General features: G+C 63.6%; 18 protein-coding genes. 5 read left to right on the top strand and 13 right to left on the bottom strand.

What is annotated here, in order from left to right; genetic code table 11:
• Nucleotides 1-81: 81 nt before the first annotated feature.
• Both ABD059_RS01615 and ABD059_RS01610 read left to right on the top strand, forming a co-directional pair.
• Nucleotides 82-1803 (top strand): ABC transporter ATP-binding protein, encoded by a 1722-nt coding sequence (locus tag ABD059_RS01615; protein ID WP_343877351.1) that lies wholly within the window; start codon nt 82-84, stop codon nt 1801-1803.
• On the top strand, nt 1796-3562 hold the full coding sequence (locus ABD059_RS01610) for an ABC transporter ATP-binding protein (protein WP_343877350.1): 1767 nt from the start codon (nt 1796-1798) through the stop codon (nt 3560-3562). The genes ABD059_RS01615 and ABD059_RS01610 overlap by 8 nt, the downstream gene beginning before the upstream one ends.
• Nucleotides 3563-3624: 62 nt before the next feature.
• Here ABD059_RS01610 and ABD059_RS01605 read toward each other — a convergent pair whose 3' ends face one another.
• The 3 genes from ABD059_RS01605 to ABD059_RS01595 are packed head-to-tail and all read right to left on the bottom strand — an operon-like array spanning nt 3625 to nt 7085.
• Nucleotides 3625-4116: a PTS sugar transporter subunit IIA gene (locus ABD059_RS01605; RefSeq protein ID WP_343877349.1), complete on the bottom strand. Its 492-nt coding sequence runs from the start codon at nt 4114-4116 to the stop codon at nt 3625-3627.
• A 55-nt stretch (nt 4117-4171) separates the two neighbouring features.
• Nucleotides 4172-5896 (bottom strand): glycerol-3-phosphate dehydrogenase/oxidase, encoded by a 1725-nt coding sequence (locus ABD059_RS01600; RefSeq protein ID WP_343877348.1) that lies wholly within the window; start codon nt 5894-5896, stop codon nt 4172-4174.
• A 49-nt stretch (nt 5897-5945) separates the two neighbouring features.
• Nucleotides 5946-7085, bottom strand: a complete 1140-nt coding sequence (locus tag ABD059_RS01595; RefSeq protein ID WP_343877347.1) for a GuaB3 family IMP dehydrogenase-related protein — start codon at nt 7083-7085, stop codon at nt 5946-5948.
• A 218-nt stretch (nt 7086-7303) separates the two neighbouring features.
• Here ABD059_RS01595 and ABD059_RS01590 point away from each other — a divergent pair, with 218 nt between their 5' ends.
• Both ABD059_RS01590 and ABD059_RS01585 read left to right on the top strand, forming a co-directional pair.
• The gene (locus ABD059_RS01590) at nt 7304-7747 is read left to right on the top strand and encodes a MarR family winged helix-turn-helix transcriptional regulator (protein WP_343877346.1); all 444 of its coding nucleotides are present in this window, start codon (nt 7304-7306) and stop codon (nt 7745-7747) included.
• 72 nt (nt 7748-7819) lie between these two features.
• On the top strand, nt 7820-8095 hold the full coding sequence (locus tag ABD059_RS01585) for a hypothetical protein (protein ID WP_343877345.1): 276 nt from the start codon (nt 7820-7822) through the stop codon (nt 8093-8095).
• A 10-nt stretch (nt 8096-8105) separates the two neighbouring features.
• On the opposite strand, the gene ABD059_RS01580 is transcribed toward ABD059_RS01585, so the two are convergent.
• From ABD059_RS01580 to ABD059_RS01535, 10 genes are all read right to left on the bottom strand, one after another.
• Complete coding sequence (locus tag ABD059_RS01580; RefSeq protein ID WP_343877344.1) at nt 8106-9959, bottom strand: ABC transporter ATP-binding protein; 1854 nt, start codon at nt 9957-9959, stop codon at nt 8106-8108.
• A 54-nt stretch (nt 9960-10013) separates the two neighbouring features.
• Nucleotides 10014-11540, bottom strand: coding sequence for an IMP dehydrogenase (gene guaB / locus ABD059_RS01575; RefSeq protein WP_343877343.1), 1527 nt, complete (start codon nt 11538-11540; stop codon nt 10014-10016).
• A gap of 135 nt (nt 11541-11675) precedes the next feature.
• Nucleotides 11676-12494: a hypothetical protein gene (locus ABD059_RS01570; protein ID WP_343877341.1), complete on the bottom strand. Its 819-nt coding sequence runs from the start codon at nt 12492-12494 to the stop codon at nt 11676-11678.
• Nucleotides 12491-12937 (bottom strand): hypothetical protein, encoded by a 447-nt coding sequence (locus tag ABD059_RS01565; protein WP_343877339.1) that lies wholly within the window; start codon nt 12935-12937, stop codon nt 12491-12493. The genes ABD059_RS01570 and ABD059_RS01565 overlap by 4 nt, the downstream gene beginning before the upstream one ends.
• On the bottom strand, nt 12934-13287 hold the full coding sequence (locus ABD059_RS01560) for a hypothetical protein (protein ID WP_343877337.1): 354 nt from the start codon (nt 13285-13287) through the stop codon (nt 12934-12936). The genes ABD059_RS01565 and ABD059_RS01560 overlap by 4 nt, the downstream gene beginning before the upstream one ends.
• The gene (locus ABD059_RS01555; protein WP_343877335.1) at nt 13278-14474 is read right to left on the bottom strand and encodes a hypothetical protein; all 1197 of its coding nucleotides are present in this window, start codon (nt 14472-14474) and stop codon (nt 13278-13280) included. The genes ABD059_RS01560 and ABD059_RS01555 overlap by 10 nt, the downstream gene beginning before the upstream one ends.
• Complete coding sequence (locus ABD059_RS01550) at nt 14471-14788, bottom strand: DUF6507 family protein (RefSeq protein WP_343877333.1); 318 nt, start codon at nt 14786-14788, stop codon at nt 14471-14473. Before ABD059_RS01550 ends, ABD059_RS01555 begins: the two co-directional genes overlap by 4 nt.
• A gap of 174 nt (nt 14789-14962) precedes the next feature.
• On the bottom strand, nt 14963-16570 hold the full coding sequence (groL, locus tag ABD059_RS01545) for a chaperonin GroEL (RefSeq protein WP_343877331.1): 1608 nt from the start codon (nt 16568-16570) through the stop codon (nt 14963-14965).
• Between the two features lie 119 nt (nt 16571-16689).
• Entirely contained in the window at nt 16690-16986 is a 297-nt protein-coding gene (gene groES / locus ABD059_RS01540) for a co-chaperone GroES (protein ID WP_019481570.1), read from the bottom strand.
• A gap of 207 nt (nt 16987-17193) precedes the next feature.
• On the bottom strand, nt 17194-17691 hold the full coding sequence (locus ABD059_RS01535) for a hypothetical protein (RefSeq protein ID WP_343877329.1): 498 nt from the start codon (nt 17689-17691) through the stop codon (nt 17194-17196).
• Nucleotides 17692-17883: 192 nt separating this feature from the next.
• Between ABD059_RS01535 and ABD059_RS01530 the strand changes: the two genes are divergently transcribed.
• Complete coding sequence (locus tag ABD059_RS01530) at nt 17884-19542, top strand: peptide chain release factor 3 (RefSeq protein ID WP_377959508.1); 1659 nt, start codon at nt 17884-17886, stop codon at nt 19540-19542.

The following is a 19542-nucleotide window of genomic DNA, read 5'->3' as shown; positions in this document are numbered from 1 at the left end:
GACCTCCAGCCAGGGCATCGAGTAACCTAGTGATTGGGAAGTGTCTACCACTTGCTCGCAAAAGCGCTAGGATGGTTGATCGTGCGCTCGTATCCCTATCCTGACCCCGGCTCCCCGGACCTCCGCTCCCCCTCCCGCTACCTGCTCTGGCTCGCGTCGAAGCAAAAAGCAACACTGCTGGCCGGAGTGGCGTTCGGCACTGCCTGGATGGTCGCTCAAGCGGTGATGCCCTATGTGCTGGGCCGGGCCATCGACGAGGGCGTAGTGGCCGGTGACTTTGACCGACTCCTGCTGTGGGTGGGCGTCCTGATCCTCCTGACCATCGTGCAGGCGGTCGCAGGCACGCTGGAACACCGCACGGCAATCAGCGGCTGGCTGCAGGCGGCCTTCCATTCGATCCGTCTGATCGGCTACAAAATCACCCGCACCGGGGACGCCTTGCCGCGGCAACTCTCCACCGGTGAGGTGGTTTCAACTGCCGCCTCCGATGCCACCCGGTTGGGCGAGATCTACGCGGTATCGGCGCGGCTGGCGGGCTCCATTGTGGCCTGGCTGGTGGTCTGTGTGCTCATTTCACAAACCTCTCTTTTACTGGGACTGATCGTCCTGATCGGTGTTCCAGCGTGCTGCGGCCTCCTGCTCTTCGTGGTCCGCCCTCTCCAGGCCCGTCAGCGGGAGCAGCGCGAAGCGTCCGGCAAGATGACCGCCGTCGGCGCCGATACGGTGGCCGGACTCCGGGTGCTCAGGGGAATCGGCGGCGAGCACATTTTCGTGAATCGCTACCGCCAGCACTCGGCGAAAACCCGGGACTCGGGTATCCGTGTTGCTTACTCCCTGGCCGATCTCGAAGCGTCGCAGGTGTTCATTGCCGGTGCCTTCAGCGTGCTGTTCACCTGGGTCGGCGCCAATCTGGCCCTCACGGGCGAAATCGAGCCGGGACAGCTGGTGGCGCTCTACGGCTATTCGATCTTCCTCATGACGCCAATTCGCGCGGCCGCCGACAGCGTGGCCCGCTTCATCCGGGCACATGTTGGAGCCCGCAAAATCATCGCGGTTCTGGTCGTCGAACCCGATGTAGCCGACGGGGACACCACTGCCCCAGCGCCGCCTTCTGGCGCCATATTGCACGACGCCAACACCGGCGTGCTCATCCACCCAGGTCGCTTGACCGCGGTGGTGTCAGTGGACACCGCAGCGTCAGCCGACCTGGCAACCCGGTTAGGCCGGTTCCAGGACGAGGTGCTCGATCTCGCCGAAGTCCGTTGGGGTGCTGAACCGTTGCGCAGTATCGCACTGCGGGACATCCGTCAGCGGATCGTGGTGAGCGAGGCGAACCCTCAGCTCTTCACTGGCTCCTTGCGCTCCGAATTGGATCCGCAGGCAAGGCATGATGACTCGCGCATCCTTGCTGCCCTGGAGGCCTCCAGCGCACTGGATATTCTCGATGGCATCGACGACGGTCTGGACCACGAAGTGACCGAGCGCGGCAGGGGTTTTTCGGGTGGGCAACGTCAGCGTCTGGTCCTCGCCCGCGCCCTCCTGACCGAGGCGGAGACGCTGGTGCTGATCGAACCGACCAGCGCCGTCGATGCTCATACTGAGTCCAGGATCGCCGCCAGGCTCAAGGGCCTGCGGGGCGGCACCGACCAGACCACGGTTGTGGTGACGGCCAGTCCCCTGATGCTCGGCGTGATGGACCACGTCATTTACCTTGAGGAGGGCCGCGTGGCCGCTGAAGGAACGCACCTGGAGCTGCTGAGAAGCCAGCCCGCCTACCGAAACGTGGTCATCCGAAGTGAGTGAAACAACTGCCGCTCCCGACACGAGCGGGAAGCTTCCCGTCGCCGACCCGCCCCGGGTTCGGGCCGAAGCCGCGCGGCTGATCAGGCACCACCGCCGCGGACTTACCCGCGTCATTGCCCTGTATGTTGGGTCTGCCATTGCCGGATTGGTGGGGCCAGTCCTCCTCGGTCGCGTGGTCGACGCCGTGGTCGAGGGAACCACCTCGGACTATATTGCCGTCATTTCGCTGATCATGCTCGGGTTCCTGATGATTCAGGCCCTCCTGCGACGACTGGCTGTCCGGGCCGGAATGGTGTTCGGCGAAACGGTGTTCGCCGAGCTGCGCGAGGACTTCATGCAACAGGTCACCTCGCTGCCGTTGTCCACGGTGGAAAAGGCCGGAACCGGCGACCTGGTGTCCCGCACCACCAACGACGTCGACGCCGTCTCCCACACCGTGCGGTTCGGCGTGCCCCAGGTGGTGGTGTCGATAGTGACCATCCTGCTGACCATCGGCGCAGCAGTGATCACTTCGCCGATCCTCGCACTGGGCCTGCTGGTCGGCCTCCCGGTGCTGTACCCAGTGACCCGGTGGTATCTCAAACGAAGCTCGGCTGGATACCAGAAAGAGCGCGAGACCTACGCCGTCGTGAACGGTTCGATCACCGAAACCATCGAAGGCGCCCGCACGGTGGACGCCCTTGGGCTGGGTGCGCTGCGCCGTGCCCGCATCGATGGAGCGTTGACGGACAGCTACCGGGCCGAGCGGTACACCCTCTGGCTGCGCACTGTGCTTTTCCCGGCAGCCGACTTTGCCTTCTGGCTACCGGTGGCGGGGGTGCTGCTCTGGGGCGGCTGGCTTGCCTCGCTCGACGTCGTTACCCCCGGCGTCGTCGCAACGGTTGCCTTGTTCGCCGTGCGGCTCATTGACCCGGTGGATCTCCTGATCATGTGGACTGACGAAATCCAGGTAGGTGCCGCATCGCTGGCGCGCATCGTAGGGATCAAGGAGGTCCTGCCGGATCGGCACGCCACCGATCATGAACCGTTGAACGACGACATTCTCGTATCCAAGGCGCGGTACGCCTACCGTCCCGGCCACGATGTCCTGCATGGTGTGGACCTGCAGTTGCGCCGGGGGGAGCGACTGGCGATGGTCGGCCCCTCGGGCGCGGGCAAGTCCACCCTGGGACGGCTGATTGCCGGGATACATCCGCCCACCGCTGGTTCGGTGACCGTCGGAGACGTGCCCCTGGTTGACCGCCCCCTCGACGCGCTGCGCCGTGAAGTGGCACTGGTCACCCAGGAACACCATGTATTTGTCGGATCCTTGGCTGACAACATCCGCCTCGGTAAGGACGATGCGACGCAGGCTCAACTCGAACAGGCCCTGGACGACGTCGGGGCGCTGGGTTGGGCGCGGGCACTACCTCTCGGACTCGAAACCGAAGTGGGTTCTGGCGCGCACGAGCTAACCCCAGCCCAGGCCCAGGAACTCGCACTGGCCCGGCTGGTCCTCGCCGACCCACATACCCTGGTCCTGGATGAGGCAACCTCCTTGATCGATCCGCAGGCCGCCCGCGATCTGGAACGCTCGCTGAACGCGGTGCTGGAGGGCCGGACCGTGGTGGCCATTGCCCACCGCCTGCATACGGCTCACGACGCCGATCGGGTGGCTGTGGTGGAGAACGGCAACATCACCGAGCTTGGCTCGCACGACGAGCTGCTCGCCCTGGATGGTTCCTATGCGGCGTTGTGGAAATCCTGGCGGTCCGAATGACGGCCACTGTGACAACGGGCTCCTCGTTCCGGTAATGCGCCGTCTTGGCCAGGCAGGGGAGCTCAGTGGTCGAAGAACACCAGCGTAGAGTTAATCAGCTCGGCGATTACTTCAGTGTCGTGGGCACGCCTGAGTGATTCCCTGAAATTTTCCTTGAACAGGGAACGCGCCAGCGTGGCCAGCACCTCGAGGTGTTCGGAGAAGGACTGCGACGGGGTGGCAATCAGGAGAATGAGCGTCGCAGGCCCGTCCACCGCGCCGAAGTCGAGGCTATGCCCGTACTTGGTGACGCCCACCGCGATGCTCGTCTGGGTGACATAGTCGCTGCGCGCATGCGGCAGTCCCACCCCGCCAGGCAGTCCGGTAGCCATCTGGTGTTCGCGGGAATTGACCTGCGCCAGAAATCCATCGAGGTCGGAAATCCTGCCTGCCTCGAACAGTTTGGTGGCCAGCTGCGACGCCGCGTCTTCCTTGTCGGCGGCGACCATCTCGAGGACCACCAGCTCAGGGGTGGTCAGTATGGTGTCATGATATTCCAGGGATCGCTCGGTCACGGTAGACCTCTCGCGGGTTGCGTTGGACAGGCGGCGCGGCGTCCAGACCGCAGTCCTAGCTTAGCGGCACAATATCCTCGACTCCCATCCGGGCGTTGTCCGCCAGGATGTCGTCGGGCTGCTCCTGGCTGAGCCGTTCCGCTTCGACCCGAGCCAGGTAGTGCTTGACCTCGCGGTCCACCTGCGCGTCGCTCCACTCAAGGAAGGGCGCCATCAGCGCAGCGACGGCGGGGGCCGCTGAGACCCCGCGGTCCCAGGATTCGATGGAGATTCTGGTGCGGCGGGTGAGGACGTCGTCGACGTGGCGCGCGTTCTCATGGGTCACCGCGTACACCACCTCAGCGGCGAGATAGTCGTCAGCCCCCGGCAATGGCTCTCCGAGGCTCCTGTCCTCGCGGATCAGGGCGAGTACGTCCTCTGCATGGCTCCCATAGCGCTGCAGGAGGTGTTCTGCCCGTGCCACATGAACACCCGATTGTTCAGCCATCCGGGCACGTTTGTTCCAGGCCGCTTTATACCCCTCTGCGCCCAGCAGCGGAACGGTTTCGGTGCAGCTGGCGGGGACTCGCTCATCCAGTGCCCGGGTCGCCTCATCCACCGCGTCTTTGGCCATCACCCGGTAGGTGGTCCACTTCCCGCCAGCAACGACCACGAGGCCCGGAACAGGGTGAGCGACAACGTGCTCCCGTGAAAGCTTCGCTGTGGAGTCACTCTCGCCAGCCAGGAGCGGCCTCAGCCCGGCGTACACACCCTCGACGTCTTCCCTGGTGAGCGGGCGGCGCAACACCTTGTTGACATTCTCCAGGATATAGTCAATGTCCTTCGAAGACGCCGCCGGGTGCGCCTTATCCAGGTCCCAGTCGGTGTCAGTGGTTCCAATGATCCAGTGACGTCCCCAAGGAATAACAAACAGGACAGATTTCTCGGTACGCAGGATCAGTCCCACAGTGGACTGGAAGCGGTCGCGCGGGACCACGAGGTGGATGCCCTTTGACGCCCTGACCTTCATCTGTCCACGGTCCGTGACCATGGCCTGGGTTTCATCGGTCCAGACACCCGTTGCGTTGATGACCTGCTTCGCACGGATGTCGAACTGCTCACCGGTTTCCTGGTCCTTGACGCGTGCTCCGACTACACGCTCACCCTCACGGAGAAAATCGACTACCGTCACCCGGTTGGCGACCTTGGCCCCATAGTGATCTGCGGTCCGCACCATGTTGACTACATACCGCGCGTCGTCCACCTGGGCGTCGTAATAGCGGATGGAGCCCACCATGGCGTCGTCCTTCAGACTGGGCGCTGCCCGGAGGGTCCCGCGGCGGGAAAGATGCTTGTGCATGGGGACGCCCCGAGAGTTGCCCGAGGTCATGCCCATGGTGTCGTACAGCAGGATTCCAGCACCTACGTAGGGGCGCTCGAAGAACCGCTTGGTGAGAGGGTAGAGGAACGGCACCGGTCGGACCAGGTGCGGGGCGATCCGCTGGATCAACAGGCCGCGTTCCTTCAGGGCCTCCTGGACCAGAGCGAAATCAAGCATTTCGAGGTAACGTAGGCCCCCGTGGATCAGCTTTGATGACCGTGAGGACGTGCCTGATGCCCAGTCGCGGGCTTCAACCATTCCGACGTCCAGGCCGCGGGTCACGGCGTCGAGCGCCGATCCAGCGCCGACGACGCCACCGCCAACAATCAGGATGTCCAACTCCCTACCGGACTCCGAGGTGGCTTTCAACGCTGTTAGGGCGTCTTCACGGTTCTTCGGGCTCAGTGCACCTGATGACATGGCGGCGATCCTTCGTCGGGTTCGATACTACGTCCCCCAACCTTAGCAATCAGCCGTTGGAAATATAGGGGGAAAGTACGACTTCAACCCGCTGAAACTCCTTGAGGTCCGAGTAGCCGGTCGTGGCCATGGCCCGGCGCAGGGCGCCAATCACGTTAGAGGTTCCATCCGTGTGATGCGACGGCCCCCACAGCACCTCCTTGAGCGGACCCACGGTGCCGATCCTGACCCTGTCCCCGCGGGGCAGCTCATCGTGGTGGGCTTCCTGTCCCCAGTGCCAGCCCTGTCCTGGCGCTTCCTCGGCGCGGGCGAGCGCCGAGCCGAGCATGACGGCGTCGGCTCCCATCGCGATGGCTTTGACGATGTCTCCGCTGACACCCATTCCGCCATCCGCGATGACGTGCACGTAGCGACCGCCTGACTCATCCATGTAATCGCGCCGGGCTGCTGCTACGTCCGAGATGGCCGAAGCCAAGGGTGAGTGAATGCCCAGGGCACGGCGCGTCGTCGTCGTCGCTCCCCCACCAAACCCGACCAGCACGCCGGCAGCGCCGGTGCGCATCAGGTGCAGGGCCGGGGTGTACCCGGCGGCTCCTCCGACGATGACCGGGACGTCGAGCTCATAGATGAACTGTTTGAGGTTCAGGGGTTGCTCGTTCTTGGAGACGTGCTCGGCGGAGACCGTGGTGCCCCGGATCACGAAGATATCGACGCCTGCGGCGAGAACGGTCTTGTAAAACTGCTGGGTGCGCTGCGGTGTCAGCGACCCGGCCACCGTCACACCGGCCTCGCGAATTTCGGCGAGCCTGCTGGTGATCAGGCCCTCCTGGATGGGCGCGTTGTAGATTTCCTGCATCCGGCGGGTGGCTGCCGGACTGAAATTCTCGGTGCTCAGACCCGCGATCTCATCCAGCACGGGCTGGGGATCCTCGTAGCGGGTCCACAGACCCTCCAGGTTGAGCACACCCAGACCGCCGAGCCGCCCCATGGCAATGGCGGTCTCCGGTGACATCGCGGAGTCCATCGGTGCGGCGATGACTGGCATTTCGAATTGGTAGGCGTCGATTTGCCATTGCACCGACACATCGTGGGGGTCGCGGGTGCGGCGGGACGGAACCACCGCTACATCATCGAGGGAATACGCCCTGCGTCCGCGCTTGCCTCGGCCAATTTCAATCTCGTTAGTCACCTGACAAGGTTATCCCAGGCCGACACGCAAGGACTCCGCGGCCGAATCCCCCACTCAACCTGACCCTTTTCGCCGGGGATTTGAGGGGCTCCTCCCCCCACTAGGTGCTAAGCCTGCTTTCTTTTCGCCCGGCAAGAGGGCTAGGGTGGATGGCATCCCGGACATGGGAGCCTACATGGAACCGGTCCTCCGATCTCACTAGTGAAGGAGTTGTCGACATGCAGGAGCTGGAGCAATGGCCCACCGGGAGGCTATTAACCACCGCAGCAAGGCTGGTCGATCATGCGTGGAACGCGGGGCTGTCTGACCTCGGACTTACCCATGCCGGCTACACTGCGCTGCGGGTATTGAAGGATCACGGTCCGATCAATCAGACCAAATTGGCTCAGCTGATTCGTGTACAGAATCAGACCATGGGCAAAACCATCGAGAAGCTTCAGGTCAATGGGTACGTCAATCGCGTCCGTGGCGAAGTGGACCAGCGAATCCAACTGGTTTCAGTGACTGACCCTGGGAGGAGCGCGTTGGCCAGTGCATTGAAGATCGAACAGACCCTCATCGCCGGGGGCGGACTGCTCTCTGACACTCTCAGGGCTGAGCTGCGCAACCTGATCGAAGAGTTGGGTGCCGGGCGCAATGGCGGCGCTCAGACCGCAGGCTAGAGTCGGGGCCTTTTCCACGTAGAATGCCGTGTGCGGGAATTACCGAGCACATTCTTCGAAAGGCAGAGGCTGATGGGCGACAAAAGCAGGCTTTCACCGGATCAGCCGTTCCCGGCGGACCTGGCTCCCCTGGAGGATGGCCAGGTTGAAATTCTGAACAGCAAGATCCACCGCCAGCTGGACACCGAGTACACCAGGGATCACGAGCCTGATCCGGAGACCGAGTCCCGCTACGAGGAACTCAAGGCCGAGCTTGACTACCGAGCCGAGGACCATCAGCTGCCCACCGACGGACGAGACGCCTTCACCACCACGACTCGGGAGCCGACGGACAAAACCTCCGCCTAGGGCGAGCGGATCAGGTTCCAGTCCCGTTCTCTGGGTCAAGCCCCAGCTGGCTCTCGAACATCCTGAAGTACCGACCTCGGAGAGTCACCAGTTCAGCGTGGGTGCCCGACTCCGCGACCTGACCGTCCTCGAGCATGTAAATGACGTCGGCCTTTTCAATAGTGGCCAGTCGGTGGCTGACGGCAATGATCGTGTGTTCCCGGTCAGCGAAAAGCCGACCGAAGATGCGGTGTTCGGCGAGCGCGTCGATCGCCGAGGTGGGCTCGTCCAGCACGATGAACGGGGCGCCGCGATAGAAGTTGCGGGCCATTGCCAGGCGCTGCCATTGCCCGCCGGACAGCCCACTCCCCTTTCGCCCACGGGGGTCTTCCATCCAGTTGCTGACATGGTTTTCAAACCCGTTGGGGAGGTTTCCGATGAAGTCGCTGGCCTCGGCGTCGCGGGCGGCACGCTCGATCCGCGTATCGTCCCGAGGCACTGACACATTCCCGAAGTAAATGTTGTTGGCCGCCGTCGCGAATTCGTACTTGAGGAAATCCTGCGACATCACCGCCAGATGCCGATGCCATGAGCTGATATCAAGGCCCCTGAGGCGTTGCCCATCCAGTAGCACCTCGCCCGATTCCGGCTGGTATAACCCGGCCAGAATGCGGATCAGGGTCGACTTGCCCGCGCCGTTCTCCCCGACAATGGCAATGTGCTGCCCCTTCCGGATGCTCAGGGAAATGCCCTTGAGCACCTGGGCTGTCCCACCGGTGTAGGTGTAGGTAATGTTCTGCAACGTCACCTCCGCCGGCGCCTTGGCCAGCACCTCCCCGCCGCCGACGGCCGTGGGGTACTTCATGAATTCCTCATAGTCTTTGAGGTTCGCAAGATCTTCATCGATTGAGCTGAGCGAGGTCACCAGCGAATTGGCGGTCGTGAGCGCACGGCTGACAATCTGCTGGATGTAGAGGAACTGTCCCACGGGCTGTGCCCGGGCAATAATTTGGCCCACCACCCAGATCAGGGCCACCACCTCGGCGCCGTACTGGAGCGCATCTGCGGCCAGCTGTTTGGGAATGTACCGTTTTTGGAACTCCAATCGGCGAAGTTCGTCGGCATCGCGGAGTCGGGACCGCAGGTCCATTAGGTAGCCCACGATGCCGTAGAGCCTCATCTCGGCAATATGTTGCGGTCGAATCAGGTTCGTTTCAATCAGCCGGCGCTGCCGGCGTGAATCCACCTGGGTATTCCAGTGGGCCATCTGTTCGCGGGACAGCTTGAACTGCAGGTAGACGCTTGGGATGATCGCGATCAGGACGACGAGTGCAACCCACCAACTGACCAGTAGGAGCGCGCCGATCGCCAGGATCACCGAGGCCAGCTGGGTGAAAATTGCGGCGATCCGGTCAAGAACACGTGAATAAGAATCCGAGAACCGTTTGGCCCGGTCATACAGGTCGACGGTGTCCTTGTCGTCGTACCGCCAAAACTCAAGCGCGAGAAACCGCTCGTACATCAGGTCGCCCACCACCGCACCCACCCTGAAGCTCATGACCTGCTGGATGTACCGGTCCACGCTGGTGAAGGCGCCCCAGAACAATCCCAGCCCGGCGGTGATGAGCACATAGAGCACCGCCTGTTGGCCAGCGTCGGGATTCCCGGCGTAGGCCTCGGCGAGCGCAGTCGTGGTCAGCGCGGCGAAATAGGTGGTCACCAAGGGGAGGATCGCTGCGATCAGTGACCCAACGACCTTCATGATGACGGCGCCCGGTGACGCTTTGAAGCTCACCCGCAGGACCTGCCCCACGGCGCGTGCGTAGGGCCTGAGAGAAAGCCTCGGTCGAGGGGGCCGGGGTGGGCGGAGCTCATGATCTGTCATGGCTCTCCCGGTTGTGCCGGGACTCCCGCACTCGGCTGACCCGCGCCCGGTGCGTTACTTGCTGCCGTAGTTCGGAGCCTCCACGGTCATCTGGATGTCGTGGGGGTGCGACTCCTTCAAACCGGCAGAGGTGATCCGGACAAACTTGCCCTTCGCCTTCAGCTCTCCGATGGTGCGGGCACCCGTGTAGAACATGGTCTGACGCAGCCCTCCGACCAGCTGGTAGGCGACCGACTCGAGCGGTCCGCGATAGGCAACACGGCCCTCAACGCCTTCCGGGATCAGCTTGTCGTCTCCGGTTACATCAGCCTGGAAGTAACGGTCCTTCGAGTAGGACGTATTCTTCCCGCGGGTCTGCATTGCGCCCAGGGACCCCATGCCCCGGTAGGTCTTGTACTGTTTGCCGTTCACGAAGATCAGTTCGCCAGGGGCTTCGGCCGAGCCGGCCAGCAGCGAACCGAGCATGACTGTGTCGGCGCCGGCAACCAGCGCCTTGCCGATGTCTCCTGAGTATTGCAGACCGCCGTCGGCGATCACTGGCACACCTGCCGGGATGGCGGCCTTGGCCGATTCGTAGATGGCGGTGACCTGGGGTACTCCCACGCCCGCCACTACCCTGGTCGTGCAAATGGATCCGGGGCCCACCCCGACCTTGATACCGTCGGCACCGGCGTCGATCAGCGCCTGGGCGCCATCCCGGGTTGCCGCCTGGCCACCGATAATATCGACATGAGCCAGGGACCGTTCAGCCTTGAGCCGGGCGATCATCTCCAGGACTCCGGCACTGTGCCCGTTGGCAGTATCAACGAACAGGGCGTCCACCCCGGCATCAACGAGGGCCATGGCGCGATCCCACCCATCGCCGAAGAAACCGATCGCAGCACCCACCCGCAGCCGGCCTTCGTCATCCTTCGTGGAGAGTGGATACTGCTCGGCTTTTGTAAAGTCCTTAACAGTTATGAGGCCGCGGAGGACGCCTTCTCCGTCAACGAGGGGGAGTTTTTCAATCTTGTTCTTGGCAAGCAGCCCGATCGCATCCTCGCCACTGATCCCTACCCGCCCGGTCACCAGCGGCATGGGAGTCATGACCGCGCGCACCAAACGGTGCGGCCATTCATGTTCGGAGACGAACCGGGTATCCCGGTTGGTGACGATGCCCAACAGGTGCCCGGCGTCATCGACCACGGGGAGACCTGACACCCGATAGTGACCGCACAGTTCATCCAGCTCGGCAAGGGTGGCATCGGGTCCGATGGTCACCGGGTGGGTAATCATGCCGGACTCGCTGCGTTTCACCCGGTCCACCTGCTCGGCCTGGTCCTGAATGGAAAGATTGCGGTGGATTACTCCGAGGCCGCCCTGGCGGGCCATGGCCACGGCCATGCGTGCCTCGGTGACGGTGTCCATAGCCGAGGACAACAGCGGAGTCTGAACGGTGATGCGCTTGGAGACCCGCGAGCTGGTGTCGGCCTCGGACGGGATCACATCGGTGAGACCGGGCATGAGCAGGACGTCGTCGTACGTCAGGCCAACGAATCCGAAGGGGTCATGGGTTTCGTCGCGCTGGGACGGCTGGGTCACTGCGTCGCCTCTTTCTCAGATGGTCTGTGGGTAGAAGCTGGCCGAGGGATATTCGGATTGCCAGACTCTCATCCTAAAGCGATTGCCGGGTGCACCCTATTCCGGGAGCGTGCGATTCGACACAACCCGGACCGCTCAGGAATGCAGCAGAGCATCAATCTGGTGGGCCAGCACCCGATAGACCGCGCTGGAGGGGACCGGCGTGAGGTGAGTACCGGCGTCGTCGCTACCGAGGTGATAGTGGCCAGCGCTACCCGCGTTCAGGTAGGTGGCGGGAACGGCATGCGTATGGTCAGGCTCCACCACCAGCCGCCACAGAACCCAGGGCTGCTGCCACATGTTGACCAGCGGCGCATCGGCACCGACAGGCGGTGCCACTGTCCGGTCGCGGACCCGCGCGCCCACCAGTTCGCCGTCGACGACTGACGTCTCCGATGCTACGTTCCAGGCTGGCGCAATCCCGACCCACGCTGCGAGTGCCGGATACAGGTGATCGGCTGCCAGGAAATCCACCTGGTGCCATTCATCCGCTGGACCGCTGATCATCGTTGCGGCCGACGGCCCAGCCAACACGAGACACCCTTCAGCGCTGATCCAGACCTGGAAATCTGAGGCCCGACCCTGGTGTTGAGCCGACAGCCGCAACGACGCAAACGACTCACGCCAGGGTCCCGTCACCAGGCGACCCTGCGACGTGAGGGCACCCTTGTCGGTCAGCAGCCCGGCCCTGACCAGCGGAGCGAGGTCGGCCGACCTGCTTCCGGCGACCAGCCGGCCCAGTTTCCCCGCCTGGGCTGCCGTTTCCAGCAGCTCGAGCGTTTCCGGGGAAATTTTCGGACCCGCTGAGGCATAGGGCTGCCGACCCGCGATCCCGGATAGCTCCTCAAGTCGCTCTCCCGTATGGTGCGCGAGGAATCCGTCCATGCGCGGCTCTTTATGCGGGTATTCGTTCATGATTCGCCTCGGAGCTGGAGTGTGCGTGCCACGTGGTCAAACATTGGGTCGACCGAGGTGAGCTGGGTGGTGGCGCAGGTGGCTGTGAAGTCAATGGCATACCCGTGGTGGGCGAAAGTCCAGCGCTGGACGTGCAGCACCTGATCGTCCAGCCGGTGGGTGTATTCGATCCTCCGGCCCGTGCCTGCCGGGTGCTGCCAGATCTCACAGGCAATCAGGTAGGTGTGCTGCAGATCTCCCATGGCGGCCGCCATCGCGAAGGTGGAGAGTTTGGCGATGGTGCCGTCGTAGGGCTGGCTGGTGACTACCAGCGAAGGCCTGAAGCCTCCCCAACTCGGCGGCGCAAGCACCACCCGGTCGACTCCATCAACCTGGCTCGGGAGCCAGTCCGTCGGGCGCTGAAAATCCAGGCGCGGTGTGGTTTCGAGGACGAACTCGCTCATCGGGCTCCTGGGTTTGCGGGGAAGAGGTCGCTGCTGCCCTGTTTGACCTTCACCCAGCGGGGGCGCATGAATCTCGGCAGCCAGGCCGTGCTCAGGAGCCACACCAGAATGCCTCCGATTGCCAGGGAGACCACCACTGCTGTGAGGGCGCGAGGTGAGTTATTGTCGGCGAGCAGCGCTGACAGCGGTGCAAGGCAAAACCCGATCCCGCCATACAGCAGGCCGGGGCCGACGTAGCTGTCCACTCTGGGGATCAGGCCCGGCTGCAACCACTTCCGCCAGCGCCCGCGGTAAGCATTGATGCCGCAGAGCATCATGATCAGCCCCGCAAGGAGACTTGCTAGTCCCACAGGGAATTCCATACGTCCTTGATCCCTTCGCCGACCTGTTCGCCTACCTTACTGCCGATGATTCCGCCACCGACCGCTCCCACGATACCGCCAACGAGGGCACCGGCTGCGGTGCCTGCCCCTGGAATGACCGAACCGATCGCTGCGCCGAGCACTGCACCACCCTTGGCGCCGGCCAATGCCCCCGCGGCTCCGCCGGCGAGTGAGGTGCCGCCCACAATGACCACGTCTTCAGTCACACTCGCTGCGCGCTGACCGTCGGTCCACTCCGGATGGTTCACCAGATCCTCGTTGTACTGGGAGGTGCCGTGCGACCAGACGGTCATTCCGACGTCGACGACGAACAGTCCCCGCCCGGCGTTTCGTGCCCAATCGGGAGGCGATGTCACCCTGTCGGGGGTAGTCAGCTGTGGCCCAGGCCGCTGATAGTTCTCCACGTCGATAGGTGGCCGCGTGACGTCGGCCGTTGTGCCGGTGCGGACCAGCAGGCCCGACGGCGTCTGGGTCCATTTCTTGCCGTCAGCGTCGATGTAGTCATAGGGCATGTCGTCCATGTGGAGCGGCCCGGTGGGCCGGATCGGTGGGCCCAGTTCCAGGTCGAAGACTCGTGGGGAGCGGACGGTCTCCAGAGGGACCCGGACGTGGAACTGGGAGTGCTGGACCCGATCCACAATCTCGTTGACGGTTGAGGTGCCAATTCCGAGCGTGTCGACCCACCCGGGCGAGTACACCTGCCCGCTGGCGGCCCCCAGCGCCGCTATGCACACCGCCTCAGCTTCCTGGTAGTCGCGGGCCAGCTGGTCCACCAGGATCTGGGTGTCCTGGTTGGCCGCAGCAACGTCAGCCGCGTCGTCGTCGGACCCTGAATTTTGCCCCGCCTGCAGGACGAGTGAGTTGTAAGTGGTCTTGAGGGTCCTCGCGGTGGCCGCGAAGGTGGTCAGCGCCGTAGCGATCAGTGCCGAAACGGTCTGGGTCTCTTCCCCGAAAGAGTCAACCGGGGTGAACGCTGCCAGCACCTCAGCCGATTCCGGTGCGCTGTACACGGCGCCAAGTTCGACCCAGACGGCGCTGCAGTTCGCTGCGATCTCCTTGACCCGCGCCCCTGCCGCTTTGATTGCTTCCGCCTCCGTATCGAGGAGGTCCGGGTCCGCGAAGGTCGGCACCCCGGCGAAGCTCACCGTTGTCATTCGGGCACCTGCGAGGCACTGTGCTGGGAGGTTGTGGCCATGTCCAGGTCGCCCTGGACGTACCAGTTGACTGCCTGGCTGGTCCCGTTGCAGGCGTTGGTGGCCCTGACGGTCGCGTTACTGATGAGCAGTTTCACGTAGTCGTCGTACACGGACGCGAGCGCGGCCGCGATGCCCGGACTGTTGCTGGCGCTGGCAGCAACCTGGATCGCGGTGTCCATCTCATCGCCCGCGGTGTGAAATTCGAGCATTTCCTCCACCGTGCGCGCGATAATCCCTCGCGCTGATGCCGCATCGATATCCCAAGCTGTCACAGCCGAATGTCCCCAGTTTCGTTTGCCCTGCGTTTAAAGTGCACCGTTTCGCTGCACTCCTGCAGCATTTCACGGACCGCTGCATCCCGCGATGGGGAGAACTGCCCACCACATGACAGCACCCCCAATCCGAGGATCAGGGGTGCTGTCATGCCTGTCTAGCCCTTGAGGGGACTAGTGGCTGTGACCTTCTTCGTCGTCGGTCTCAGGCTTCTCCACCACGAGGGTTTCGGTGGTGAGAATCAGAGCAGCGATCGAGGCCGCGTTCCGCAGTGCTGAACGGGTGACCTTGACGGGGTCGATGATGCCGGCGTCGACGAGGTTCTCATAGTCACCGGTGACAGCGTTGAAGCCGTGTCCGGGCTCAAGTTCCTCGACGCGGTGCACCACGACGTAGCCTTCGTGGCCAGCGTTTTCAGCGATCCAGCGCAGTGGCTGGGCCAGGGCACGGCGCACCAGGTTGATGGCCGTTGCCGCATCGCCCTCAAGGGCGAGGACGGCTGGGTCGGTGTCCAGTGCCTTCGACGCGTGGATCAGCGCAGCGCCGCCACCGGCGACGATGCCCTCGTCGAGAGCCGCGCGTGTCGCTGACACGGCGTCCTCGATGCGGTGCTTCTTTTCCTTGAGCTCAACCTCGGTGGCTGCGCCAACCTTGATGACTCCGATGCCGCCGGCCAGCTTGGCCAGGCGTTCCTGCAGCTTCTCGCGGTCCCAATCGGAATCGGTGCGCTCAACCTCGGCACGGATCTGGGCGACGCGGTCCGCAACGTCGGACTCGGTGCCAATGCCATCAACGATGGTGGTGGTGTCCTTGGTGACGGTGATCCGGCGAGCCGAACCCAGCACCTCGAGGCCCACCTGATCCAGCTTGAGGCCGAGGTCAGGCGAAACGACCTGCGCACCGGTCAGCGTGGCGATGTCCTGCAGCATGGCCTTGCGGCGGTCGCCGAAGCCTGGTGCCTTGACAGCGACCACGTTCAGGGTGCCGCGGATCTTGTTCACCACGAGGGTGGACAGCGCTTCGCCGTCGATGTCCTCGGCGATGATGAACAGGGGCTTACCGGCCTGCAGCGCCTTCTCCAGCAGCGGCAGGAATTCCTGCAGCGAGGAGATCTTGCCGGAGTTGATCAGGATGAGTGCGTCTTCGAGCACCGCTTCCTGACGCTCGGCATCGGTGATGAAGTACGGGCTGAGGAAACCCTTGTCGAACTGCATGCCCTCGGTGAGGACCAGTTCGGTCTGGGTGCTCGAGGACTCCTCGATGGTGATCACGCCATCCTTGCCGACCTTCTCGAAGGCTTCAGCGATGAGCTCGCCAACCTCTGAGCTCTGGGCCGAGATGGACGCAACGCTGGCGGTCTGCTGACCGACAACCTCGCGGGCATTCTCAAGCAGGCGGGCAGCAACGGCCTCGATGGAGACCTCAATGCCACGCTTCAGCTGTGATGGGGCAGCGCCGGCTGCGACATTCCGCAGGCCTTCGGTGACCAGTGCCTGGGCCAGCACCGTCGCGGTGGTGGTGCCGTCACCGGCGATGTCGTTGGTCTTGGTGGCCACTTCCTTGGCGAACTGAGCACCGAGGTTCTCGAACGGGTCGTCCAGTTCGATTTCGCGGGCGATAGTCACCCCGTCGTTGGTGATGGTGGGGGCGCCCCACTTCTTGTCCAGCACGACGTTGCGGCCGCGGGGGCCGAGCGTCACCTTGACGGTGTCAGCTAACTTGTTGACTCCCGCTTCCAGCGCGCGGCGTGCAGCGTCGTCAAACTTCAACTGCTTTGCCATGATGTGTTCCTCTTCCATTGTGCAAATACTGCTTGTGAAAAACCTGGTGGTTCTCGCTACGTCTTCACGCACCGACGAGAGAACCCCGGCCTGTGGGGCCGGGGTTCTCTCGAGTGAAACTACTTAACGACGATCGCCAGAACGTCGCGGGCTGAGAGCACGAGGTACTCTGCACCGGCGTGCTTGACTTCAGTTCCGCCGTACTTCGAGTAGATGACAATGTCGCCTTCGGCTACATCTACAGGCACGCGGTTGCCGTTATCGTCAACGCGGCCTGGGCCTACTGCAACAACTTCGCCCTCCTGGGGCTTTTCCTTGGCAGTATCCGGGATAACCAGACCCGAGGCAGTAGTCTGCTCGGCTTCCAGTGGGCGGACAACAATACGATCCTCAAGAGGCTTAATAGAGACCGGCACGCGGACCTCTCCTTCGCTTGGGTGACAAATGGAATTTAGGCCTTCGGATGGCGCTCACCGTCGTCGCGGTGCCGGTTCACGCTTCCCTGAAGGAGTTAGCACCCTCATGGTGAGAGTGCCAAGTCCGACTTTATGCATTGGTTAGCACTCGGTCAAGGTGAGTGCCAGATTGCGCTGCGAGCGCAGCCATATTTCGGTCCGGATGGTTCAGGGATTCACGTTGCGGATGATCGATGCCCTGCCTACCCCGGCGGAGATCCCGACGACGGCGGCGAGGATCAGAGGAAGGGTTGACCCCGTCCCCGGCAGCACCAGGACGGTCGTGGCAGCGGCCAGGCCAGCAAACACGACGGCGAAGGCCACCGCGTGGAGCCACTGGTTCAGTACCCGACGCAATAGCAGGCCGAGCACCAGGGCCAGTGGTGCAGCGACAAGCAGGGCGACCACCAGGCTCACCATCATCGTGAACCCCCACACCGTCACCGCACCGGAGTTCGGGCCGATAATCTCGCTGGCGATGCAGAACAGCAGGGTGGAGAGAGCCCAGATGCCGAAGGTCACCAGCCAGCCCTTCAGGAAAGCATGAGGGTTCAGTACCACCCGGCCCGCGGCAAGTCCGGGCGTCCTTCCGACCGTTACTCCATATCGCCGCTGCAGGATGGCAGCGTTGTCGGGGCGCTCGTACTGGCCCTCCCCGTTATCCATGGCTGAAGCCTAGTGCCTTCCTCCTGCTCACCAGAAGGGCACCTTCAGTGGGCATATCCGTCTATGCCCAGCGAAACAGACCTGCCACTGGGCAACTGTGCTGCATCCGCGCCTCAACCGTGCTTCGGTCGCGCTTCGGTCGCGCTTCGACGCCGTTAGACTCCGCCCAGTAGACTGGGGAACTGGCCATCAATGGCATTCCCACCATCTTTCGAAAGCAGTTTCGTGACCCAGCAGGTACAGGCCTCCACCCAGCGCCACACTGGCATCGCCCAGGAGGCGTCCCGCCGTCGGACCTTCGCCGTCATTTCCCACCCCGACGCCGGCAAATCGACCCTGACCGAAGCCCTGGCCCTTCACGCACGCGTGATTGGCACGGCCGGTGCCACCAACGGCAAGGAGAACCGCCGGGAGACCGTGTCCGACTGGATGCAGATGGAAAAGGACCGCGGCATTTCCATCAGCTCCACGGCGCTGCAGTTCTCCTACCGGGACACTGTCATCAACCTGCTGGACACCCCCGGCCACTCCGACTTCTCCGAGGACACCTACCGGGTACTGGCCGCAGTGGACTGCGCGGTCATGCTGATCGACGCGGCCAAGGGCCTCGAGACCCAGACCATGAAGCTGTTCGAGGTCTGTCGGCAACGCAACATCCCCATCATTACGGTGATCAACAAGTGGGACCGCCCAGGGCTGGACGCTTTGGCACTCATGGACGAAGTCACGGAGCGCACCGGGCTGATTCCGATGCCGCTGACCTGGGCGGTGGGTTTCGCCGGCGACTTCCGCGGCGTGTGGGACCTCAAACGCGACGAGTTTGTTCGTTTCACCCGCAAGAACGCCGGCGCCTCCCTTGCCACGGAAGAGCACCTGAGCCCGGCCGAAGCCCTGGCGCAGGAGGGCGACGCCTGGACGGACGCCCTCGACGAAGCATCGCTGGTCATCGAATCGAACCAGCCGTTCAGCATCGAAAGCTTCCACGCCGGGACGGGCACTCCGGTGTTGTTCTCGTCAGCAGTTCTGAACTTTGGTGTCCAGCACATCCTGGACACCCTGGTTGACCTGGCACCAGCCGCCGGCCCCCGCAGGGACGTTGACGGCACCCCCCGTCCGGTCGATGCCCCGTTCTCGGGATTCGTCTTCAAGGTCCAGGCCGGCATGAACCGCGCACACCGCGACCACGTAGCATTCATCAGGGTCTGCTCCGGCGTGTTCGAGCGCGGCATGGTGGTCACCCACGCCAACTCGGGGAAAACCTTCGCCACCAAGTATGCCCAGCAGCTCTTCGGCCGTGAACGAGAAGTGATCGACGAGGCCTGGCCGGGGGACGTCGTCGGGCTCGTCAACGCATCGGCGCTGCGGATGGGCGACAGTCTCTATGTGGAGGAACCGGTGGAGTTCCCGCCGATCCCCCTGTTCAGCCCCGAGCATTTTCGGGTGGCCAGGTCCAAGGATGCCGGCCGCTTCAAGCAGTTCCGGCGCGGGATTGAACAGCTGGGCCATGAGGGAATCATTCAGGTGCTGCGCTCGGATCTTCGTGGCGATCAGGCGCCGGTGCTGGCGGCCGTCGGGCCGATGCAGTTCGAGGTGGTGGCGGACAGGATGGAGCACGACTTCGGCGCACCGATGCGAATGGAGCCCCTCCCCTATTCGCTGGCCCGCCTCACCACCCATGACGCGCAGGCAGCTCTCAGTGCTATCCGTGGCACCGAGGTGCTGGTCCGGTCCGACGGCGAGTATCTGGCCCTGTTCAATGACATCTGGGCGCTGCGCCGGGTCGAGAAGAACTCCCCCGAGATATCGCTGAGCACCATCGGCACCGATGCCGGGGACGCCCGAGGCTACTGA

It is taken from the genome of Arthrobacter flavus (assembly GCF_039526005.1).
Taxonomy (GTDB): Bacteria; Actinomycetota; Actinomycetes; order Actinomycetales; family Micrococcaceae; genus Arthrobacter_D; species Arthrobacter_D flavus.
The sequence above is the reverse complement of the archived record's forward strand: the minus strand, read 5'-3'. Positions and strand labels throughout refer to the sequence as shown.